Here is a 24095-nt window from a genome sequence, read left to right on the forward strand (position 1 = left end):
TCTCCTCTTCTTATCTTTTATCAATTGATTTTGCAAACCAGTCGCCAGCAATTTGTATCGCTTGCACGAGCAAAATTAATATCGCAACGGTAGCAATCATAATTGTATTATCATAACGATAGTAGCCGAATCGAATAGCTAAATCACCGATACCACCGCCACCTACTACGCCTGCCATTGCAGAGAAAGCAACTAAACTAATCACTGTGACTGTCATTGCTTGAATAATGCTTGATTTTGCTTCGGGAATTAAAACATCTTTAATAATCATCCACGGTGTTGCTCCTACCGCTATTGACGCTTCAATAACACCTTTATCAATTTCACGTAATGACGTTTCTACTAATCGAGCAAAAAAAGGAATGGCTGCAACCGATAAGGAAACACTCGCTGCAATCGGCCCAATTGTTTGTCCAACAAGTAATTTCGTTAATGGGAATAACGCGACCAATAAAATGATGTATGGAATCGATCGAATAAAGTTCACCGCAAAGCCGAATACACTTTTGATTAAACGATTTTCCCAAAATAGCCCTTTATCCGTGACAAATAATAAAATACCAAGCGGTAAACCTACCACGATCGACACAGAAAGCGAGATGCCAATCATAATAATCGTTTCCTGAAAGGCTTTCAAAATATCCGGGATCATCTCCATAAAATGTGTTACATCAAACATGCTGAACCACCTCCACAATAGCACCACGTTCGGTCATATAAGCAACAGCTTTCGCTAACTCACTTTGCTCACCTTGTAGCTCCATTAAAAAAATACCAAGTGGTCGTTCTTGTATGTATTCGATTGTGCCATGAAGGAAATTCCCTTTAACGTAAAAACGTTGCATTGTGTCTGCAATAACGCCTTCACCTGCTACATTTCCTTTAAATAAAATTTTGACGATTTGACCATGTACATCTTTTAAAATCGTTTCCGGAATATCAAACGATACAACACTACTAATAAATTCCTGTGTTAATATTTTTTGAGGGCTAGCGAAAATATCATATACTTCGCCTTCCTCTATGACTTTACCATCTTGCATAACAGCCATACGATTGCAAATTTCCTTCACTACATCCATTTCATGTGTAATAAGAACAATCGTAATACCTAACTTATTATTAATTTCCTTTAACAGTCGTAAAATTGACACTGTTGTTTTAGGATCGAGTGCAGATGTAGCTTCATCACAGAGCAACATCGCTGGATTGTTTGCTAAAGCTCTTGCAATTCCTACTCTTTGCTTTTGACCACCACTAAGTTGCGCAGGATAAACATCTCTTTTTTCTGCTAAATCGACCATTTTAAGCAATTCGTCCACTCGTGCAGGAATATCAGCTGCTGGCATATTCGCTGCCTTTAGGGCAAAGGCTATATTTTCGCCTACTGTTTTTTGGCTTATTAAATAGAAGTGTTGAAATATCATCCCTATTTTTAAGCGCGCTAAACGTAGTTCATTTCGTGATAGCTTTGTCAAATCCTTACCATTAATTAATATTTCACCGCTAGTAGGTCGTTCGAGTAAATTTATACAACGTAAAAGCGAGCTTTTGCCAGCTCCCGAATAACCTACAATTCCGAAAATATCGCCACGATTAATTGTTAAGGATACATCATCAACACCGACAACCTCTTTTTTCTTTGAGCTATAAACTTTTGATACATTACGAAATTCGAGCATTTTGTTCTCCTTACTCAATTATTCAATAGCAATTATAACCTACTATTTCAATATGCTTTATAGAATAGTTCGAATTATGTTATTTGTCAATCTCTTTTGACAATCTATCATATCACCGATTATTTAATTTCCGATTAAATGGTTATAACTTTAGCAATATCTCGAATTTTCGCAGTAAAACGATACGTAATATAAAAATAAAAGAAGGCACTTCCTGTTCAATTTGAACAAAAAGTGCCATATATTCCTTATTGAATTACGCCTAGTTCACGTCCTACTTTTTCATAAATCGCCAATGCATTGTCTAGCATTTCCTTTGTATGAGCTGCTGTTGGCATATTACGAACACGGCCAGTGCCTTTTGGAACTGTTGGGAAAACGATTGATTTTGCATAAACGCCTTCCTCAAATAATCGACGCGAAAACGCTTGTGTCAGCTTTTCATCACCAATAATACATGGTGTAATAGGTGTTTCAGATTCACCGATATTAAAGCCTAATTTCGCTAACCCTGCTTTTAGGTAATCGCCATTATCCCATAGCTTATCATGCAGTTCTGTTGAATCAATAAGCATTTGTACTGCTGCAGTAATCGCAGCTACATCACCTGGCGGTAACGCTGTTGAGAATAAAAATGGACGAGAACGGACTTTCAACCAGTCAATCAGATTTTTCTTGCCGGCAACATAACCACCGACTACACCAATTGCCTTTGAAAGTGTACCGATTTGGAAGTCAATTTCTTTTTCTAGACCGAAATGTTTTACAGTGCCTTTCCCTTTGCCTGTAACACCTGATCCATGTGCATCATCGACATACGTAATTAAATCAAACTCTTTAGCAATTTCGACGATTTCTGGTAGTTTGGCGATATCACCATCCATTGAGAAGACACCGTCTGTAATGACCATCACTTTATTATACAAACCTGATTCTGTAGCTTCTTTTGCTTTTGCGCGTAAATCGTCCATATCTGAGTGATTATACGCAATGATTTTAGCACGCGATAAGCGGCATCCATCAATAATAGATGCATGGTTTAATTGGTCCGATAAAATTGCATCGTTTTTATCCATAACAGCTGAAATAGCCGCCATATTACAATTAAAACCTGATTGATAGGAAATAGCTGCTTCTGTTCCTTTAAATTCTGCAAGCTTTTCTTCTAATTTAACATGCAGATCAAGTGTGCCGTTAATTGTACGAACAGCTCCTGCACCTACACCATATTTTTCTGTTGCTTCTTTAGCAATTTGCTTTAATTGCTCATTTGTTGCTAAGCCGAGATAGTTATTTGAGGAAAGATTAATAAGGTTCTGACCTCGAACCTGAATAACTGGCCCATTTGCGCCTTCTACTGCGTCAATTTCATTGTATAAGCCTTGATCACGTAAGGCTTGTAAGTTTTCATCTAAAAATGCATTTAGTACTTTTGACAAGAGTATCATCCTTTCTACGATTAGTTTTGTCTCGGCGTCATAATATTCGGATTTTAATTTATGCATGCATCCTACAATTCAAAATCCACGGCTTCTGCCAGAGGCATTGTCTTCATTCATCTTGCTTTAGATATCCATGCAAATAAGGGGTCATTTGCATCAATTTCGCTTTAGCAAGTAGCTATTGAATAAAGATCGACTAGTCTACTCATAGTGTAGCATAAGCAACCAATTAGAATAAATTACTTTGCTAATCTTTCGAATAAAGGAGCCGTTTTTTCACGCCAAATTGCAGTCGATAAACATTGATCCATTAGCTGGCGAATTGTTTTCTCCGCTTCTGCATAACGCGTCGTATAGCCGATAGCATCTTGCATTGCACTTTTATAGTTTACGCGGATTTCTTCAATTTCTGCTTCCGCTTCCTCGGACAAAATACAATGTTGCCCCATATCAAAAATTTCATCCCCTAATCTTCCATCCTGTGGCTCAAATACATGTGGTTCTGTACTATCAAATATGCAAAAGTTTAATTCTGGAACAATGACCATATCCACTGAACCAGCATCTAAGCCACACCAAACAATTTGTGCATCTAGCCCTCTTGCATTTGCCTCATCAGCCAAGCCTTTCATTAATGAGGATTTCCCTGTACCCGGCTTGCCTTTTATCATCAATCTTCTCGCTAAATTTTTTGTCATACTATCTACTGTATTTTCTGCGCCACGAGGTGTAAGTGTTCCTAATAGTCGATGTGTCCGTCTGCCTGTTTTATTTAAAACAATGGATTGAAAAATATTCGACTTTAAGTTTGTAACTTGTTCATCTAACGCTTGCCAGTTCATGCAGCTTTGCGTAACAATCTCCCAATCATCATGTATTTTTTTTGCGATTTCAAGCATTGTGATACACTTCTCGCGCCACAATTCTCGCTCTTTTATTGCCACGGCTAGCTTTTCGCCGATTTCTTCAAGTCGGTCTTCTTCTAAGCAATCATAAAAGGACAGCACACGATGCTTCGTACCAAATAAAGTTGGTTCAATCCCCCACTGTGAAGACCAAACATAGAATCGATTACAGCCTCGAATAAATACTCCTTCTATTACGTTCTCTAACAATGCATGTTGAAACCACTCAACCGCAAAGCCCTGTTTTACATAATAATAGCCGAGCTCTTTCAGAAGTTCTGATCCTTTATATGTTGATGGGCCTTGCAGAACGTAAACTAGTTCCGCTTCATCCATCATTTCTTTATATAAATGTTTAATTCCTTGCCCAGTAAGTGCGTGTCCAAAGTAATAGGTCACATTTCCGTTCAATGTCGCTCCCCCTTTTTTTATGCCATGACATTATATGAACAATCACACAAAAAGATGAAAGGGGTGGCTAATTGTTTGAGTGGCTGGCACTAATTGTGTGGGTGACTGGCACTTGGCATAGACCACCTGGCATAATACAAGCTCCTTACATCGTAAAAATCCACTTCGCTTTCCGCGAGCACAATGTAAGCCGCAACCGTCACTAACGTGCCGCCTGTTGCGTCTTCCGTTTTGTATGTTCCCGCAGGAGTCTTCGTGGATTTTTACTGGGGTATTAATAAATATTACTAGCAGAATTCAGAATTGTTTGAGTGACTGGCACTTAAAAAGATACTTAAAATGGTTTGATGCCCTCCATACTTCCGATACATTTCATTAAAACTTTCCGACAATACGGTAAGGAAAATTGCACAATATAGCCCGATGTTAGTGCAATAACGACAGTACCAACACCAACAGGGCCACCGAGCAACCATCCGAGAATGGTTACGAGAACTTCAATGCCCATACGTGCTGTTTTAATCGTCCCTCCAAACCTTTCAACGAGTATCATCATTAAAGTATCACGTGGACCTGCCCCCATATTTGGTGCGATATACATTCCACAGCCGAAGCTTAAAACAAATAAACCTAATACAAAATAGGTTATTTGTAAGCTATAAATATCAGTTGAAGGCAACAGCCAATTAAACACATCAATAAATGACCCGATAAGTAGCATATTTAGCCATGTACCTATTTTGGGCCACTGCCGTAATACAATCGAGGTTGATACTACGATTAAAAGTCCTGTTAAAATGGACCAAGTTCCTATTGTTAAGCCGAAATTTTGAAATAACCCTACATGTAACACATCCCATGGGCTTGTTCCTACAATTTTCCCCTTGATTGACATAGTAATTCCTAATGACATAATCATCATCCCCACCACAAAAAACACCCAGCGCCATCCTGTGACTTTTCGCATTTCACTATCCTTCTCTCTATGTATGATATTGCTCTAACTTTATCATCATTTCTACTTCGAAATCTCAGTTTCGCTAATAATTTTAAATAATCTGAACATAAAACTTCCCCAAATAAAAAAACTATCCAAGGATTATTCTTGGATAGTTGTGATTGGCGCAAGTTGTGCCTTAGTCACTGCAAGTAAATCATCTAGTTGAACGTGCATTTGCATACCAATTTTCCCTGCACTAACAATAATACTTCCTTGCGCACGCGCAGATGCATCAACAACCGTCGGATACAGCTTTTTCATGCCAACCGGTGAGCATCCACCACGGATATAGCCTGTATAACCAAGTAGCTCCTTAACTGCTAGCATCTCAATCTTTTTCTCACCAACGACTTTAGCCGCAGCTTTTAAATCAAGTTCCTCCGCAACTGGTATGACAAAAACAAAAAGCTTTTGAGCGCTCGCCTTTGCCACTAATGTTTTAAATACAGAAGATGCAGGATACCCGATTTTCCCAGCTACTGACACCCCATCTACTTGACCGTCACCCGTCTCGTATTCTAAAACATCAAATTGTATTTTTTGTTGCTCTAATAGTCTAATTGCATTTGTTTTCGTATGCTTCGCCTTTGCCACAATTAAAATCCCCTATCTATACCATTAAGCTGTCATTGAAAACGTCGAGTTGTCTCCATATAGATACCCGCTTTTTGCCATTTGAATATGCGTAGCATATTTTGCAGACGCTATTTTAAATGTCCGTGCTTTCAATGCCTCATCATAACTCTTACCGAAAATTGTATCTGCAAATGGGTCCAAATTCAATTCCTTTGAAAACCGTTCTGGCACCTTTACATCAATTGTTTCCGTAGCATAAGGCGGTTCAAGCTCGTTAAGCACTGTTTCATCTAGCTCTATCCCATTGATATCCACCTGAATTTGTTGCATTTGAGCTTCTGCACTAGCCACTATACGTAAATCTTGTGGAGATGGAACTGTTGGTGTTAGCGCAGCACTTCGAACCTGCTGTAAAATTCGCAATGTGTCCACGGCCTCAGTATCCGTATCAATTACTGCTTCAGACAAATCATCTAATCGGTCATCTGATGCTTTTAGCCGTGATGAAGAAGACGATTCTCCAATATCACTGCTTGTTTTATATGCTTGTTCATGAGCTCTTACAGTTTTTTCAGTTTGTTGTAAATCATGAAGCATCGCCTGTTGCTGTGCCGTTACTTCCTTAGCTTCCTCTTTATGTTGCTTATATAAATCTTGATCTTGGCGGCCTAATAAAAGATTTTCGAGCTCTAGCAATATTGGGTTTTTTTCTGGTTGGAAGTACTGTGCATTTTTACGATAAGCGTCACCAGCCTCTTTGCGCTGAAGGATTTTCTTACGGTTATAATGAGCGGATTGTCTTTCTTGCTCTATCATGTTTGATAGTTTCATATCCATCACCTCGACTTTCTTTTTAATATGCAAGTTTAGTAGTAAATATGAACAACTCTCTATTAACTAATTTTATTCAAACAGAACGGTTTCTTTACTTTTATTATCGGAATTTTCTCTCTTAAATTCAAGCAAAAATTACTACTAACCTCCTAAAGAAACAATACAAAAAATTTCATATAGGTAAAAACACCTTGTTAATAAGGGTGTTTTTATTGTTATTACATTTCTTCATTACTTTTTCATTCATTTTCATCAAAATTTATCACATTAAACACTTGTAAAATAGTGTTTATAGCTAATAAAAAAACAGCCCATTAATAAATGGACTGTTTCTTCTATAATCGAACTTTACAATCGTTTTTTGGGCATGATAAGCACACATTTATAAGCTAAGTATCCAAACCATGCGCCTAGCGTATTTAAAATCAAGTCATCAACATCTGCAGAACCAACCGTAAAAATAAACTGTACGGTTTCAACAGCAAGGCTAGAGAAAAAGCCTATACAAATAATAACCCATGCCTTTCGAAACTTCTTTGACAGTAGTGATAACAAAAAGCCCATCGGTGTAAATATTAACAAATTGCCTAATAAGTTTACGACAATCAAATCTAAATTAAAATATTGTGAGTAGTTGATATAACGTAAAATCGTTTCAAACGGTATAAAATTTGTCGTTACTCGCCAGCTACTATAATCAAACAAACCAATCTCATTTAAAGAATAATCGCCTCGGAACAACATAATACAAACATCAACTAAACGATTAATCACTAATTTGTAAAAGGCAATAATTGTGTAAAAACTAAAAAACACCCAGCCAATTACTTTAAGCTGCAAATAATACGTGTCAATCCACGCTCGAAATGGTAATGGTAGCTTGGCATCACCTTGTATACTAGATATATTATTTTTTGCCATGCTAATTCACCCACTTCCTCTTATCCATCCCATATTTTAATATGTCTGACCGTGCTCATGCAAGGGGTGAAATATATCAAAAAATGCACACCAGCATAAACTGGGTGCATTTTTTGATGAAGTATTTCTTCTTATACTGGATTTACACCATGCTTCCGTTGAGAGAATAACAAGTATTTAGACATATACAAGTCCAAACGTGTTTCCAGTGCCTTCCGTAAATCATTTGGCTCAATGACATCATCAATAATTAGCTCAGATGCTAAGCGATAAATGTCAATTTCCTCTTGATATTCTTTTCGCTTTTCAGCAATAAAGCTTGCTTGTTCTTCTTTTGGTAGTTCGGCAATTTTATTGGCATATACTGCATTTACAGCTGCCTCTGGGCCCATTACGGCTATTTGTGCGTTCGATAACGCAATACAGCAATCAGGCTCAAAAGCCGGACCCGCCATTGCATAAAGCCCTGCACCATACGCCTTACGTACAATTACAGTTAGTTTAGGTACAGTTGCCTCGCTCATTGCAAAAATCATCTTCGCGCCATGGCGAATAATGCCCGCCTTCTCAACTTGTGTTCCAATCATAAAGCCTGGAACGTCTACAAGGAAAATAAGTGGAATATTAAAGGCATCACATAATGAAATGAATTTTGCCGCTTTGTCAGCCGAATCGTGGAACAATACGCCGCCCTTAACACGTGGTTGGTTAGCTATAATTCCAACTGATTGCCCGTTAATGCGGCCAAGCCCAGTTATTAATTCTGATGCAAATAATTTTTTTACTTCACAGAAAGAATCTTCATCAATCAACCGATCTATTAATTGATACATATCAAAAGGCGAGTTTTGATTTTTAGGAATTAATTCTTCAATTGATTTTTCAAATGTTGCTGGTGGCTTCGGTGCTTCCACTTTACTACGCTCAGCATAGTTATTCGGGAAATAGCTCAAATATTTGCGTGCATAGGCAATAGCTTCCTGCTCTGTTTTTACAAGAACATCACCACAACCAGATACTGAACAATGCATTTTAGCGCCACCCATTGTTTCTAAATCTACCTTTTCACCAATGACCATTTCTGCCATCCGGGGTGACCCTAAATACATGGATGCGTTACCTTCCACCATCACCACAATATCAGAGAATGCAGGAATATAAGCGCCTCCCGCTGCAGAAGGACCAAACAACAAGCAAATTTGCGGTACTTTACCAGAAAGTTTTACTTGATTGTAGAAAATACGTCCTGCTCCACGACGTCCAGGGAACATCTCTAACTGATCTGTTATACGTGCACCTGCCGAATCAACTAAATAAAATAATGGACAATTTAATTTCTCCGCCGTTTCTTGAATACGAATCATTTTTTCCACTGTACGTTTTCCCCAAGATCCCGCTTTAATTGTCGAATCATTGGCTAAAACACATACTGTACGACCATGGATTTTACCGATACCTGTAATAACGCCATCTGCTGGTAAATCACCTGCTAAACAGTTTGCATATAGTCCATCTTCCGATTGAAGACCATCATCTAATAATAATTCTAGTCGCTCTCGGACAAATAGCTTGCCTTGTTGTGCATTTTTATCGTGATATTTCGGCAGACCCCCTGCTAAAATTTGTTCCTTCATCGCATTTGATGTATTTTCTGTGGATATATTGCTCATGTCCAATTCCCCCTTTGCAGTCCATTACTTTCCTGAGTATTGTGGTGCTCTCTTTTCTTGGAAAGCTTGTAAGCCCTCCAAGCGATCTTCAGTTGGAATAAGTGCACTATATGCAAGTGATTCGATTTTCAAGCCTGTAGCTAAATCTACTTCCACACCATTATTAATGGCGTTTTTCGCCTGAATTAATGATAGCGGCGCATTTTTCGCCATTTCAAGTGCAAGCTGTTGCGCTCTTTCTTGCACTTCATGCCCCTCATATACATATTCCACAATACCAAGGTATTTCGCTTCCTCGGCATCGATTCGACGTGCTGTATAAATTAGTTCCTTCGCTTTTCCAATTCCAATAAGTCGCGGTAAGCGTTGTGTCCCACCTGCGCCTGGAATAATTCCAAGTGAGGTTTCAGTAAGACCTACTTTGATATGTGTAGCTGCTATGCGTAAATCGCAAGCTAAAGCGAGTTCTAGTCCACCCCCAAATGCAACACCGTTTAAAACAGCAATAACAGGTTGAGCTAATGACTCTACTTTTGCAATCGTTGCTCCGATTAAATGCACAATTTGCTTTACTTGTTGATCGGACATCCCTTTACGCTCTTTTAAATCTGCTCCTGCACAAAATGCCTTTTCCCCTGCACCTGTTAGTAAAATAACACGCACTGCTGGATCAGCATTTATTTTATCTAGCGTAGCACTAAGGTCGTTTAATAATTGTACTGACATTGCATTTGCAGCTTCCGGTCTCGAAAGTGTAATGAGCCCTATATTACCTGGTAACAAATCAAATTGTACGAGTTGGTGTGTCACGTGACATTAGCACTCCCTTCATTACGAACAATGGCCATTTGTTTAGACGCAACGTCCTTCCCTAGCTTTTGTTCTATAAATAGTACCGCTTCCAACAGCCTTTGCATGTTAACGCCTGTTTCGATACCCATTCCTTCTAATAGATACAACAAATCCTCTGTAGCTACATTACCTGTTGCTCCTTTTGCATAAGGACAACCGCCTAGGCCACCGAGTGCACTATCAAATTTTGTAATACCCATTTCTAATGATTTCATAATATTGGCAAGCGCCGTACCACGCGTATCATGGAAATGCATCGCAAATCTTTCAGCCGGATATCTCTTTAGCAGCTCTTCTAAAAGATGCTCAACCTGCGTCGGTACTCCAACGCCGATTGTATCTCCTAACGATATTTCATCAACGCCCATTTCCAATAATTTATCTGTTACTTGTAAAACCTTTTCTGGGTGTATGTAACCCTCATAAGGGCAACCAATTACCGTGGAGATATAGCCACGTACATGCTTATTTGCGGCCTTTGCCCCCTCAACGACTTCCTTCATTATTGGAAATGTATCGTCGATCGTTTTATTGATATTTTTTTGATTATGGCTTTCACTGGCAGACATAAAAATGCTTGCTTCATCGATGCCCGCTAGCAATGCACGTTCTAGTCCTCGCATGTTTGGCACAAGAGCCGCATACGTTATGTCCTTTTCTCGCTTAATAGCTTGCAGCACTTTTACTGCATCTGCTAATTGAGGAATCCACTTCGGATGGACTAAAGACGTTACTTCTATATAATTTAATCCCGTCCGACTAAGTAAATTTACCAGCTGTATTTTATCTGCAGTAGCAATGTGTACCTTTTCGTTTTGCAATCCATCACGAGGCCCAACTTCCTTTAACGTAACATGCTTTGGTAATTGCATAGAAATGCCTCCCTATTCAATTTCTAAAATATCATCGTCAACGTTAATGAAATCGCCTTCGTTCGCAATAATTTTTGTTACAACGCCCTCCTCTTCTGCAGCAATCGGAATCTCCATTTTCATTGACTCTAAAATTGCTACGTCTTGCCCTGCTGTCACTTTATCGCCTTCTGCCACTACGATTTTCCATACTGTTCCTGCCATGCTCGCTTTTACTGTTGCCATATAAATCCCTCCAAATAGTTGGGTGTATTTGTTTCAAGTGACAAACGTATCACTCAAATCAACACACATATTTTCATTTTGTAACGCATGCATACTCACATATGCTTTGCATAAGCTCCTCAGTATGAAAACATCGATCGTAATCACGAGTCTTTTGTTTATAAGCTCGTTGCTACGAATGTCCATGTTATGAACTTATCCTTATTTTGTTTCTGTTAATTGTGGTAAATAAAATTCCTCGACAAATTTCGTTGTTGTATGCCCTTTTAAAAATTGCTCATGGGTTACAGTTTTCAAAAGCATCGGTATATTGGTTTGAATTCCTTCAATTTTGTATTCTTTCAATGCTTGTATAAGACGCTCACACGCAATTGCTCGCGTTTTCCCCCACACTACTAATTTGCTAATCATTGGATCATAGAATGGTGTCACAGTTGAACCTGCTTCTACACCACATTCATGTCGAATACCCTCACCTATCGGCAATACAAGATCTGTAATTTTGCCGGGAGACGGGAAAAACGTTGTAGGGTTTTCTGCATAAATTCGTACCTCAATGGCATGCCCTTGTTTATCAATGCTGTCTCGTGTAAAGCTTAATGGCTGTCTCGCAGCTACTTTCAATTGTTCTTCTACAAGATCTAATTTCGTTATTTCTTCCGTTACTGGGTGCTCTACTTGTAAGCGCGTGTTCATCTCTAAGAAATAGAAGTTTTGCTCTGCATCTACTAAATACTCAATCGTTCCTGCGTTTACATAGCCGATATGCTTCACCGCTTGCACAGAAGCTTCCAGCATTCGTGCTCGCGTTTCCTCAGAAATAAATGGAGATGGTGCCTCTTCCACCACTTTTTGATTGCGTCGTTGAATGGAACATTCTCGTTCAAATAACGGAACGACATTGCCCTCATAATCCGCGATAATCTGTACTTCGACATGATGTGGATTGGCTATAAATCGTTCCATGTACATCGTGCCATCACCAAAAAATGATTGTGCACGTTTCTGATTACCCTCAAATGCTTTCTCTAACTCCTCAGCATCTGCCACGAGTTGCATGCCAATGCCACCACCACCAGCGGAGGCTTTCAGCATAATGGGGTACCCTAAACGTGAAGCAATTTCAACTGCTTCTGAAACATCCTTTATAGGCGTTTCAACACCTTCTACAATCGGCACACCTGCAGATTTCATCGTCTTTCGAGCTTCCAATTTACTTCCCATGGACGCAATCACTGTATCACTAGGTCCAATAAATACTAGACCAGCCTCCGTACAACGTTTTGCAAAATCAGCGTTTTCCGAAAGTAAGCCGTATCCTGGATGTACAGCGTCAGCCCCGCTTTCTTTTGCAATTTCAAGAATGCGCTCAATATTTAAATAGCTTTGAACAACAGGCGGCTTACCAACGCAGTATGCCTCGTCAGCATCTTTGACATGTAAACTTTCAGCATCCGCCTCAGAATATACCGCGACCGTTTGGATATTAAGTCGCTTACATGTGCGAATAATACGTCTAGCAATTTCACCACGATTTGCAATTAATACTTTCTTGAACATTGTCTTGCCCCCTCCCTAATTCACCTTCACTGCTGCCACAAAATCTTCGCGTAGTTTAAACTTCTGCACTTTTCCTGAGGCAGTCATTGGGTAGCTATCGATAAAGAAAATATGTCGCGGAATTTTATGTTTAGAAATTTTATCTCGGCAAAAAGCTCGAATTTCCTCTTCTGTCGCCTGTTCCCCTTCTCGCAATATAATCCATGCAGCGGCTTCTTCACCGTACTTAGGATCAGGAACACCCGCTACCTGTACATCTGCAATTTTTGGAAATGTATATAAAAACTCTTCAATTTCACGTGGATATAAATTTTCACCGCCGCGAATAATCATGTCCTTCAAACGGCCTGTTACTCTCACATATCCTTCTTCATCCATCGTGGCCAAATCACCGGTATGAAGCCAGCCATCGGGATCGATTGCAAGTTGGGTTTCCTCAGGATTGTTATAGTAACCTTTCATCACATGGTAGCCTCTTGTACAGAGCTCACCTTGCTCATTTGTTGCAGCTTCTACATCTGTACCTGGAACGACAATTTTAACTTCTAGATTTGGTAATGCTCTACCTACAGTCTCTACTTTTAAATGGAATGGATCATCTGCTCTCGATTGTGTAATGACAGGAGAAGATTCCGTTTGCCCATAACAGATTGTTACGTCAGTCATCCCCATTTTTTCGATCACAGCTTTCATGACTTCAATAGGACAGTTAGAACCTGCCATTACGCCAGTACGCAATGTCGATAAGTCGTAAGACGCAAAATTCTGCAAATTCAATTCACTTATAAACATTGTTGGTACTCCGTGTAATGCAGTACACTTCTCTTTTTCTACTGTTCGTAACACTTCCGCAGGAGCGAATTCTTGCACCGGTACCATTGTTCCGCCACTTGTAGTAATGGCTAATGTACCGATGACACATCCAAAGCAATGGAAAAATGGTACTGGAATACATAAGCGATCTTCTGACGTTAAGCGCATACATTCTGCAATGTTAACCGCATTATTGACTAAGTTATAATGTGTTAACATAACCCCTTTAGGAAACCCCGTTGTTCCTGAAGTATATTGAATATTAATGACATCATCATAATGGAGTGAACCCTGTATTTGATCTAATTGTTGCTCTGTAACTTGCTCAGCAGCTGCTAATACATCAGACCAGTTAAGTACTCCCGGATATTTTGTTTCGCCAATTAAAATAACATTTTTCAATAGAGGTAGTCGCTCCGATTGCAATTTACCAGGTTCACAATTTTCAAGCTCCGGGCAAATTTCTTGGAGTGTATTCATAAAAGAATGGTCTCGATAATTTTCGATTAAAATTATCGTTTTAGCATCGGATTGTCTTAGTAAATATTCCAATTCATGCGCGCGATAATTTGTGTTTACAGTAACGATTGGCGCCCCCATCTTTCCAGTGCCAAACTGTAACTGTACCCATTCTGGAACATTTGTCGTCCACACTGCGATATGATCTCCCTTTTCAATACCAAGGGCCATTAATCCTCTCGCAACTAAACGACTTTGATGATTTAACTCCTCATAAGTCATACGTAAGTCTCTATCTGCATACACTAGCGCTTCATTTTTAGGATATTTTTTAGACTGTTCATCGAGCAATTGACCAATTGTTTGATACACAAGTTCTGCCATGAAAATCCCCCTTAAATATGCTATTTAATGTTTTTAACAGCCAATTAGACGAGAAATAACGAGACGTTGAATTTCAGATGTTCCTTCACCGATTTCCATTAATTTAATGTCACGTAAATGACGCTCTACATCATATTCCTTCATATAACCTGAACCACCATGAATTTGAATGGCTTGATTGCAAGTTCGGAAGCCCATCTCAGAGGCGAATAATTTCGCCATAGCTGCTTCCTTAGCAAATGGTTTTTTCTGGTCTTTAAGCCATGCTGCTTTATGTACTAGTGTACGAGCAAGCTCTATTTCCATTGCCATATCCGCTAATTTAAACTGTATTGCTTGTAACTTGGAGATTGGTGCTCCAAATTGCTCTCGTTCATTCGCAAACTTTAATGCTTTTTCATAGGCAGACTGTGCAATGCCGACTGATAAAGCGGCTATGGAAATACGTCCACCATCTAACGTATTTAAAAATTGGCTGAATCCACGTTTTTCGTCCCCTAATAGATTCGTTTTTGGAACGCGAACATTTTGCAAAATAATTTCACATGTGTTGGAACCACGTACACCCATTTTGTCGTAATTACAATTGATTGTGACACCAGGTGTATTTGTTGGCACAATAATTGATGAGATGATTTTTTTGCCATCTTCACGTTTGCCTGTTACTGCTGTAACAATAATTTGGCGTGCATGGCCTGCATTTGTAATCCAGCATTTTTCACCGTTAATAACGTAATCATCACCATCAACTACCGCTGTTGTACGTGTTCCGCCAGCATCCGATCCTGCATTTGGCTCCGTTAAACCGAAAGCACCTAATGTTTCTCCCTTTGCCAAAGGTACAAGCCATTCACGCTTTTGCTCTTCCGTTCCAAAGTTATAAATTGGAGCGGCGCCTAAACTCACTGCTGCTGCATAGCTTAAACCTGTACCACCGCAAGCACGCCCAATTTCCTCAACCGCAATTGCATAGGAAACCGTATCTCCTCCAGAACCACCATATTCCTCAGGAAACGGGATACCCAATAAGCCTAGCTCTGCCATTTTTTCAAAGCTTTCTATTCTCATTGTTGATGTCTCGTCGACTTCACGAGCGTAAGGTTTAATCTCTTTCTCTGCAAAATCACGTACCATGTCTCGAATCATCGCTTGCTCTTTCGTTAGTTCAAAGTTCATTTCCATTTCCCCCTAATATCCAATTTGCCATAGCGGATTTCTTTCAGACGACAGTTACACAAATCTGGACCGACTAGTCGGTCTGTATTAAAGATTAATAAAACCAGCTTTTTCTTCTGGCTTCACCTTTACCATAAATTGAGTTGCTTCTTCCATAGCTTGCTCTGTAACAATTGCTCGTAATATCATATCCGTAAATACTTCTGTAATTTCCTCCATTGTCAATGGACCGGTTTGTTTAAACCACATATATGTCCAGTTAATCATCCCCACAATGGCCATTGTTACAATCGTAGAAGGTAATTCACAACGAAAATCCTTAGTCTGCTGCCCTTCTTCAATCACCTTTTGTAATATTTCCCGATATTGGTCCCGCTTTTTATGAATTATTGCACTATATTCTTCTGACAACGAACGGCTTTCTTCATAAAATACAGTAATATGGGCTTGATACATATCAAACACTTGTGTCAGCGTTTGAAGCATTGCACATAAGCGTTTAATTGGCGTATCATATTTGTCATAAGCTTCCTGTGACTGTTTAATAACATAGGAAATAAACACATCATGAACTTCATATAACAATTCATCTTTCGATTTAAAATTATGATAAAATCCACCTTTTGATGCGCCGATGTAGTCCACAATGCGATCAACAGTTACATTATGATAGCCATCTTGCTGAAACAGTACTACAGAAGCGTCTACAATTCTTTGTTTTAACGTTTTTTTTACCATAGGCACCTATCATCCTTCTTTATAACACTTACCCCTTTGTTCCTTATAACTAGGACTTGTATTCTCTTAATTTTCCTAATTATAAAAATACTATGACTCCTTTAATATAGCATTCTCAAAAATTGGTGTCTAGTTCCATAAAACAATTTAATAGTATTATCGAGAATTTATTTACATTAAACAGCATATACACCATTCGTTTTCAACAAAAATTATGAATCTACACAATATAAAATGTAAATTCACATGTGTAATACTGTACTTCCTCTCTTCTAAAGCATTCTTTTCCCCAGAAGCTTTTTCCGTAAATTTCCTACATTAACTGTATGCTCTCCAGTTGAATTTTATGTGACTGGCACTCAAACAATTCTGAATTATATATATCCAAGTAAAACCCACAAAGACTTCTGCGCTTACAGTGTGCTGCGCGCGGAAGTCTTTGTGGGTTTTTAAAAGTGACAGGCACTCAAACAATTAAATTTGCCGCACCTATTAATGCTGCATTCTCAAACAATTGCGAACGTCTAATTTCATATGTGTTTCGATAGGATGGAAGAACATAGTTTTGAGTCACTTCCTCAATTTTCTCTATAAATTGAGAATTTGTTTTCATAACACCGCCACCTAATACAATGCGGTCAGGGTTAAATGTTTGAATAAAATTCGCCAAAACAATACCTACATATGTCGCCGCTTGCTCAATAATTTCTTGTGCAACTAAGTCTCCTGACTCATATGCAGCAAACACCATTTTTGTATCAATTGGTCTTCTTTCATGCTTCTCCATTTCGACCAAAATAGATGGTCTATATTTGATTGCATCCATTGCACGTCGTTGAATGGATACTCCCGATGCATATGCTTCTAAACAACCCGATTTGCCACAATTGCATGTTGGTCCATTCGGATTAACAGTAACATGCCCTATTTCGCCAGCTAACATATTACTGCCGGTAAACAACTGTCGTTCAAAAATAATGCCTCCACCGATTCCTGTGCTTATCGTCATAAAAAGCATATTCTTTGATTGCTGACCAGCCCCGAAGTTAAATTCTCCCCAAGTAGCTGCACTCGCATCATTGACTACTGTAATTTTCTTATCTAATTGTGCATTTAACATCTGCCCTAAAGGTACGTTATTCCAATTAAAAGTAGACCAATAGTGAATAATTCCATTATCTGAATCTACTATCCCTGGTACTCCAACGCCTATACCTTTTATCTCGTAACCTTCTGAAAAAGCATTAATCGCCGCTACTAATCTATTGACAACAATCTCTGGACCTTCATGCCCTCTCGTATCCATACGAGTTTCCTTAATGATTTTCCCATCAACACTTAATAATCCAACGGCAATTTTTGTACCACCCATATCTACTCCAACTAGGTACTCTTTTTGCTGCATTTTATTTCCCCCAATGGTCACTGTGTCTATGCACGGTATAAAATTATGTCCTTTATTTCTTTAATTTTATGTTCGTCTATGAAATGGTCAAAGCTCGATTGATGCCGAACACCGGATCCAAAATGAAATTCTGAAACGTTGACCTGATTCAAAAAGGATGGGAGGGTATTGGGTGATAGACCAGAACCCGGCATTATTTGAATGTGAGATTGGCTTGCTTGTTGTTCTAAAGCTTGAATTTCGCTAACCGCATCAAGTACTTTATTTTTGCCACCTGATGTTAAAATTCGTGAGATTTCTTTATAAGACATTAACGTATTTAATGCCTTTGATTGGTTATTTACTTCATCGAATGCTCGATGAAATGTAATATCCAATCCATCCGCCGCTTCTATTAATTGTTTTAAAGTATGTTCATCAATATCATGCTCTTCAGTAAGTGCACCAACAACTATTCCACTAGCACCTAGCTGCTTACATATTTGAATATCTTTTAACATTATTTGCAAATCATTTTGATCATAGAAGAATGAACGGCTGTGAGGTCGAATCATTACATTTACAGGGATAGTTAATTCACCGCAAACACTTTCAATCATTGCATAGCTCGGTGTTAATCCTCCCTCGGCTATACCTGCGACCAATTCAATTCTGTCTGCTCCAGCTTTTTGTGCCGCTTTCGCATCTGTTAAAGAAATTGCAATCACTTCAATAACCATATTTAGTCATTCCCTTTTTCTAGTTTACTATAGCTTTCTATAAAGTCTGCCAATAACCGAACGCCATAACCTGATGCACCGCGCACATGATACCCTCTCGTTTTTGGTGATTGAACAGGTGCCGCCATATCAATATGTCCCCATTTAATACCTTTAGGGACGAATTTTCTTAAAAAGAGTGCGGCCGTAATAGAGCCTGCTAGATTGTCTGAGCTAATATTACAAATATCTGCATAATCACTCGCTAATGATTCCTCATATTGATCAATAAGTGGCATCGGCCATACAAAATCACCATTCTGACCGCCTAGCTTCTTCATTAATGCTGTAATCGACTCATCTCCGAATACACCTGCGTATTTTAAGCCTAATGCTGCACCAATTGACCCCGTTAATGTAGCGATATCAATAATTACATCTGGCTTTAACCTTTCAGAATATAATAGAGCATCAGCTAAAATAAGCCTTCCTTCAGCATCTGTATTGCCAACTTGAACATGCAGATTGTTTGCGAAACGAATAACTTCACCTGGTAAAAATGCCTTTTCATTAAGCAAGTTTTCAGCAATCGGCAACAGGGCAGTTACATTTACATCTACATTTTTTGAAGCGATTAAATCCATAGCACCAAATACAGCACCTGCTCCTCCCATATCCATACGCATATCGCTAATGTTAAGACCTGTTTTAATGCTAATACCACCGCTATCATAAGTCATGCCTTTACCTATCAACACGATATGTGGTTTATTAACATCCGTACAGTACTTAATCTCTGCTAAATAAGATGAATATTGACTGCCTCTTCCAACTGCAAGTAGCCCATTTAATTCGAACTGTTGCAAGTCGTCTGTATGATAAATATTTACGGACAGATTTTTTTCCCCGAAATGCTGACGAATCGTTTCAGTAAATGTGTCTGGGTTAAGATCAATCGGATCTGTATTACATAAATCTCTCGTTATATTAGTGCTGTTTGCACGTAACATTCCAACGTTGATAGCTTCTTTTAAAGCCTCTGTTTCTTCTAATAAAAAATAAACATTACGAGGTTTTACTACTATTTTTTCTTTGCGGTATTTTTGAAACTGGTAGGCTCCAAGTATCCAACCTTCTACAAAAGCAGTCACAGCATCTACTTGATTGAGATTTACTGCATTTAAAAAATCAAATGATACTTGAATGTCATTATTTTCACTGGCATTAGCAACTCGTGCTACTTCTCCTGCTGCTTCTCGTAGGCTTTCATAAGTAACTGTTTCATTGCTTCCCAATCCAATGATTAAATAATCCTGTACGCCCTGCTCTGTTTCATGTCTTAACCCATGACATTTATGTTTTTCAATCATCCATTTAGGAATTTGGATGGATTGATGAGCTGATTGTAATACAGGATTTACAACAACTATATTCTTGTTCCGTTGTCCAAAATGAAATTCCATCTATCATCACATCTTTCATTTATCGTAATTGCTTTCGAGCCTGCTCGAAAAGCTAGCTACTTTTAAAATCGATGACACCCGCAAGAGACTTTAACTATATTAAAAAGGAAAATATCTAAGTTTAATGTTCTTAGATTATTTCCCTCTTTTTATAGTCCTTTGATAACATTAATCGATATGTAGCATTAAATGTCCTTCGATTTTTTCGATAGTAAAGTGTATATACTGTCCTTCGGCACTGTAACTTACCTCTGTTAATTCAGGTAGTTTTTTTACAGATGTCACCTTTGTATCACCAACAAACATTCTAATTTCTGTGTTATAAAGTGGGATAATATCTTCAATCGTATAAATATCCTCTGAGCGTTTCTCAGTTATATAATGCAGTGCATGCAAAATCTTTGCCCCGGTTTCTTTATCTTCATTTAATGATGTCAGCAATGTCGATGGACCATTATGAGCAATAAGCTTACTTTCGAGAAGATGATCAATCGCATCTTTCATCATCCATTTACACCAAGCTAGACCATTTTTTCGATATAGTTTGAAAATAGGATGTGAGAAGTAAATGATATTTTGACGTTTTGTCACTGCAGCATGTCCAAATGTATGTGATGATGGGGCATGTTGATGGGAACAAAACGTAGTGCCTTCTCTATTAAAATATGGTTTTACTGTCTGCATCAGTACCTCTGACCGTACAGGTTTCATTTCTAAACCTTTTAAATACATGACATACTCTTCTTTATGCAACTTTTTCCCAATTATATCATTCGGTAAAACGAAATCTCGGTCATACTTTGATTCACCAACGTACACATTTCCATATAAATCTTCTTCGTTACTATTTTTATTAATTAGGGATTCAAACGTACCAATAATTTTCCCGCCATTGTTAGCATAAGCTTGTAGCTTTTGCTGTAATTCAGGAGAATAGTCAATCACATCAGGTAAAACAATTAGCTTATAGTCATTAAAATCAATTTGACTGTCGATAATATTAAATTGATAAGATAACTCTTGTAGCATTCTAACTGCACCGATTAATGCTGGATGGATACCTAAATTATGATCTCCTGGTGTATAAAATTCTTCAGGCGTTAATACCCCGATCTCTGTAACCGGTTTTGTATTCATACAGTACTTTTCTACTTCTTTCACTTTTCCATAAACACTGCCAATTAATTCATAAGCAGCCTTCGATAATTTGCCATTTGGATGAAGTTGATCTCCAATTGAACAGCCTGCACCTAAAGCAAGCATATTGAAGCATTCAAATTCTAAAGCTGCTTTATTTTTCAATGAGTGGAAATCACCCCAATACGTATGGAACTTACCCGTCATACCGATGATGTCCTTACCCAAAATACGAGAATATCTCATTGTTGCAGGGAAATGATCATAGCCCCATCCACCACTTGGTAAAGACTCTAGCTCTAAATGTGTATAATTGTCTAAGCTACTTTTATTCCCTGGACCAATATGCGAGCTATTATAGAAAATACCTGCATGCGGCACTCTAGTTCTAATAAAATCGCTAATCTCTTCTTTAAATTCCTCAAGCATCAGCGTAGAATAATAGATTCTATCTACTCTATTTGCTGTGTTTAATCCTTTACGTTCCATTTGTTCAAAACAATTTGTACAATTACAATCAACTTTAAATAAAATATCTAAAAAGAAGCCATCAATATTTTCGCTTTTCACTGTATCGATAATATCTTGTAAATGGTCTTTAAAATATTGCCTATAGCCGCTATTTAGACAAATTGTATAGTAGAAATGTGGCTCAGGAACCCCCTGACTGTTAATGAATTCTCCGTTTTCATCAATCGATAACCACTCAGGATGATGTTTACTAATATAACCATCCCATTGAACAGTTGTATAAATCGGAACTTTAATATTATTTTTATGGCAAACCTCTATTTGCTCTAATAAAAGGTTTTTATTTTCAAGATGCGGATGGATCAAATCTGGACGATGCTGTGAAGGGTAATATAACCAGCCGTGATGACATCTAGCAAAACAAGTAATCGAGTTTACATTCGCTTCTTTTAATGTCTCAACAAACTCCTCTGCAACGAAGTCCTTTCCAACACCAGGGATATCTTCACTCGTATGAAAATCTAAATGTACCTGTCTATAACGTAATTCGCTCAAATTCATAACCCCCAATAATATTCACTACTTCTGTTTCATTGCTATTCTTTGACTGAACCTGCCGCAAGACCGCTTTCAATTTTCTCTTGGAATAGAAGATAAACGACTAAAGGAACTAATATCGTGATGACGATTGCAGCCATTAATGGCCCGTATTCTGATCCTCTTTCACCACTAAAGTTTAATAGACCCAATGCGATTGGTTTTAAGCGGTCATCATTAATAAATAAAAGTGGGAACAGAATGTTATTCCATGCGCCTAAAAAATTAAAAATAGAAACCGTCGATATTGCTGGAACAGACATCGGCAATATAACTTTGAAATATATTTGGAAATAACTTGCGCCATCCATAAGTGCCGCTTCTTCTAAAGAGGCATTAATTCCTTTCATAAAGCGTGTCAAAACTAAAATGCTAAATGACAAAGAAAATGCCACATACAGTAGAACTAATGCTACTAAGTTATTTTTCAATTCTAGTGCTCCAATAATATAAGAAACCGGCACAAGAACTGTATGCATAGGTATCATCATACCTAATAGGAAAAACAGGGCTAAAAATTTATTCACTTTAAAGTTAAATCTCGATAATGTAAATGACGCCATAGAAGAGACAATCGCAAGGATAATAACTGTTGCCATTGAAATAAGTATACTATTTAAAAAATATCTACTCATATTCGCTTCTTGCCAAGCAATTACATAGTTCTCAAATCTAAAAACTTCAGGCAAGCTAAAGGGTGAACTAAATATTTCTTTATTTCCTTTAAGAGAAGAAACTAATGTAAATAACATCGGTTCAATAAACAATAAAGCCATTGCTATTACAAAAACATATAATATTATTTTCTTTTTCATTGGTTCTTCTCCTTCCTATTCATGATTGCTTCACTACCGATAGTCAATACGAGCGCAATAACAAAAATGATGACCCCTAATGCACTACCAACGCCATAATTGTTGTATCTGAAAGCTTCATAATACATTAAAGTAGTCGGCAGATTGGTTAGACCATTCGGCCCTCCCTCAGTCATAACAAAAATTAAATCAAATACTTTCACCGTCCCAATAATATCCATTAAAATACATAGAGTAATAATTGGCTTTAGCATAGGTACAGTTATATGGAAAAACTTTTGTACGGATGAAGCCCCATCCATCTCTGCTGCCTCATATACTTCTTCAGGTATCGTTGTTAACCCCGCTAATAGGATTACCATGTAGTATCCAACACCTGCCCAAATGTTTACAAAGATAATTGCACCCATAGCCGTAGATGAGTCGATTAACCAGCCTTTAGCTAAATCTGCTAGACCAATAAATTCTAATAAGCTATTTAAGGAGCCATTCGGCATAAAGATAAAGTACCAAAGTAGACCAATAGCTGTTAGTGGAAAAATAGTAGGTACAAAATAGATTACTTTAAAGAATCGATGTCCTCTAAATTTCGTATTAATGGCAACTGCTAATAATAAAGCAATTGGTGTATGGAATAAAACGCTAAAAAACACCATGCCAAACATATTTTTCAAAGAAATAAGAAAGTCTTTATCTTTAAACACATTTAGATAGTTTTCTAAACCTACAAAATTTAATGGTGCTCCTTTAATGCCATTCCAATTGACAACGGAAAAATAAAGGGCGCCTATCATAGGTATAATAAGGAATAGAATATAGATTACTAAGGCCGGTAAAGTAAATAGAAAAATTTTTGACTTATCTCTATTTGTTTTTACATTCATCTATTCCCCTCCATTTCTTAATTTTTTTGTAATCTTAATCAATTTCAATCTAATTCGCATATGCAACATACGGACGCATTCCGCGGGTAAGCACCGAGCCGCTTC

22 protein-coding genes are annotated in these 24095 nt (G+C 38.0%); all 22 read right to left on the minus strand.

All coding sequences use genetic code 11. The features are described from left to right. Nucleotides 1–10: 10 nt before the first annotated feature. The 22 genes from ACIQXJ_RS17600 to ACIQXJ_RS17705 all read right to left on the minus strand — a co-directional run bounded on the left by ACIQXJ_RS17600 (nt 11) and on the right by ACIQXJ_RS17705 (nt 23990). Nucleotides 11–679, minus strand: coding sequence for a methionine ABC transporter permease (locus ACIQXJ_RS17600; RefSeq protein ID WP_401010933.1), 669 nt, complete (start codon nt 677–679; stop codon nt 11–13). Beyond that, nucleotides 672–1682: a methionine ABC transporter ATP-binding protein gene (locus ACIQXJ_RS17605; protein WP_403056121.1), complete on the minus strand. Its 1011-nt coding sequence runs from the start codon at nt 1680–1682 to the stop codon at nt 672–674. The genes ACIQXJ_RS17600 and ACIQXJ_RS17605 overlap by 8 nt, the downstream gene beginning before the upstream one ends. Nucleotides 1683–1930: 248 nt before the next feature. After that, on the minus strand, nt 1931–3130 hold the full coding sequence (locus ACIQXJ_RS17610) for a glycine C-acetyltransferase (protein ID WP_340826371.1): 1200 nt from the start codon (nt 3128–3130) through the stop codon (nt 1931–1933). 233 nt (nt 3131–3363) lie between these two features. Then, on the minus strand, nt 3364–4440 hold the full coding sequence (locus ACIQXJ_RS17615; RefSeq protein WP_403056118.1) for a nucleotide kinase: 1077 nt from the start codon (nt 4438–4440) through the stop codon (nt 3364–3366). 334 nt (nt 4441–4774) lie between these two features. Next, nucleotides 4775–5407 carry a YczE/YyaS/YitT family protein gene (locus ACIQXJ_RS17620; protein ID WP_403056115.1) on the minus strand — a complete coding sequence of 211 codons (633 nt, stop codon included), beginning with the start codon at nt 5405–5407 and terminating at the stop codon, nt 4775–4777. Nucleotides 5408–5539: 132 nt separating this feature from the next. Beyond that, nucleotides 5540–6034, minus strand: a complete 495-nt coding sequence (ybaK, locus tag ACIQXJ_RS17625) for a Cys-tRNA(Pro) deacylase (protein WP_403056112.1) — start codon at nt 6032–6034, stop codon at nt 5540–5542. A gap of 24 nt (nt 6035–6058) precedes the next feature. Further along, a complete protein-coding gene (locus ACIQXJ_RS17630; protein ID WP_403056109.1) occupies nt 6059–6847 on the minus strand; it encodes a hypothetical protein in 789 nt (262 codons plus the stop codon). 351 nt (nt 6848–7198) lie between these two features. Then, on the minus strand, nt 7199–7771 hold the full coding sequence (locus ACIQXJ_RS17635) for a VanZ family protein (RefSeq protein ID WP_403056107.1): 573 nt from the start codon (nt 7769–7771) through the stop codon (nt 7199–7201). Between the two features lie 131 nt (nt 7772–7902). Then, nucleotides 7903–9441: an acyl-CoA carboxylase subunit beta gene (locus ACIQXJ_RS17640; RefSeq protein WP_401010947.1), complete on the minus strand. Its 1539-nt coding sequence runs from the start codon at nt 9439–9441 to the stop codon at nt 7903–7905. Between the two features lie 24 nt (nt 9442–9465). Next, nucleotides 9466–10251 (minus strand): enoyl-CoA hydratase, encoded by a 786-nt coding sequence (locus tag ACIQXJ_RS17645; RefSeq protein WP_403056104.1) that lies wholly within the window; start codon nt 10249–10251, stop codon nt 9466–9468. Continuing rightward, entirely contained in the window at nt 10248–11165 is a 918-nt protein-coding gene (locus ACIQXJ_RS17650; RefSeq protein WP_403056101.1) for a hydroxymethylglutaryl-CoA lyase, read from the minus strand. The genes ACIQXJ_RS17645 and ACIQXJ_RS17650 overlap by 4 nt, the downstream gene beginning before the upstream one ends. A 12-nt stretch (nt 11166–11177) precedes the next feature. Beyond that, complete coding sequence (locus ACIQXJ_RS17655) at nt 11178–11390, minus strand: acetyl-CoA carboxylase biotin carboxyl carrier protein subunit (RefSeq protein WP_403056098.1); 213 nt, start codon at nt 11388–11390, stop codon at nt 11178–11180. A 201-nt stretch (nt 11391–11591) separates the two neighbouring features. After that, nucleotides 11592–12950: an acetyl-CoA carboxylase biotin carboxylase subunit gene (locus ACIQXJ_RS17660; RefSeq protein WP_403056095.1), complete on the minus strand. Its 1359-nt coding sequence runs from the start codon at nt 12948–12950 to the stop codon at nt 11592–11594. Nucleotides 12951–12965: 15 nt separating this feature from the next. Further along, on the minus strand, nt 12966–14606 hold the full coding sequence (locus ACIQXJ_RS17665) for an AMP-binding protein (RefSeq protein WP_403056092.1): 1641 nt from the start codon (nt 14604–14606) through the stop codon (nt 12966–12968). 33 nt (nt 14607–14639) lie between these two features. Further along, on the minus strand, nt 14640–15782 hold the full coding sequence (locus tag ACIQXJ_RS17670; protein ID WP_401010957.1) for an acyl-CoA dehydrogenase: 1143 nt from the start codon (nt 15780–15782) through the stop codon (nt 14640–14642). Between the two features lie 87 nt (nt 15783–15869). Next, on the minus strand, nt 15870–16520 hold the full coding sequence (locus tag ACIQXJ_RS17675) for a TetR/AcrR family transcriptional regulator (protein ID WP_403056421.1): 651 nt from the start codon (nt 16518–16520) through the stop codon (nt 15870–15872). A gap of 466 nt (nt 16521–16986) precedes the next feature. Continuing rightward, nucleotides 16987–17925, minus strand: a complete 939-nt coding sequence (locus tag ACIQXJ_RS17680) for an ROK family protein (protein WP_403056089.1) — start codon at nt 17923–17925, stop codon at nt 16987–16989. Between the two features lie 26 nt (nt 17926–17951). Further along, complete coding sequence (locus ACIQXJ_RS17685) at nt 17952–18644, minus strand: copper homeostasis protein CutC (protein ID WP_403056086.1); 693 nt, start codon at nt 18642–18644, stop codon at nt 17952–17954. Between the two features lie 2 nt (nt 18645–18646). After that, entirely contained in the window at nt 18647–20086 is a 1440-nt protein-coding gene (locus ACIQXJ_RS17690; protein ID WP_403056083.1) for a leucyl aminopeptidase family protein, read from the minus strand. 168 nt (nt 20087–20254) lie between these two features. Beyond that, nucleotides 20255–22255 (minus strand): alpha-amylase family protein, encoded by a 2001-nt coding sequence (locus ACIQXJ_RS17695; protein ID WP_403056080.1) that lies wholly within the window; start codon nt 22253–22255, stop codon nt 20255–20257. Nucleotides 22256–22290: 35 nt separating this feature from the next. After that, nucleotides 22291–23106, minus strand: a complete 816-nt coding sequence (locus ACIQXJ_RS17700) for a carbohydrate ABC transporter permease (RefSeq protein WP_401010966.1) — start codon at nt 23104–23106, stop codon at nt 22291–22293. Further along, entirely contained in the window at nt 23103–23990 is an 888-nt protein-coding gene (locus ACIQXJ_RS17705) for a carbohydrate ABC transporter permease (protein WP_340821097.1), read from the minus strand. The genes ACIQXJ_RS17700 and ACIQXJ_RS17705 overlap by 4 nt, the downstream gene beginning before the upstream one ends. Nucleotides 23991–24095 lie beyond the last annotated feature (105 nt).

The organism is Lysinibacillus sp. NPDC097868 (assembly GCF_044761135.1).
GTDB lineage: Bacteria > Bacillota > Bacilli > Bacillales_A > Planococcaceae > Lysinibacillus.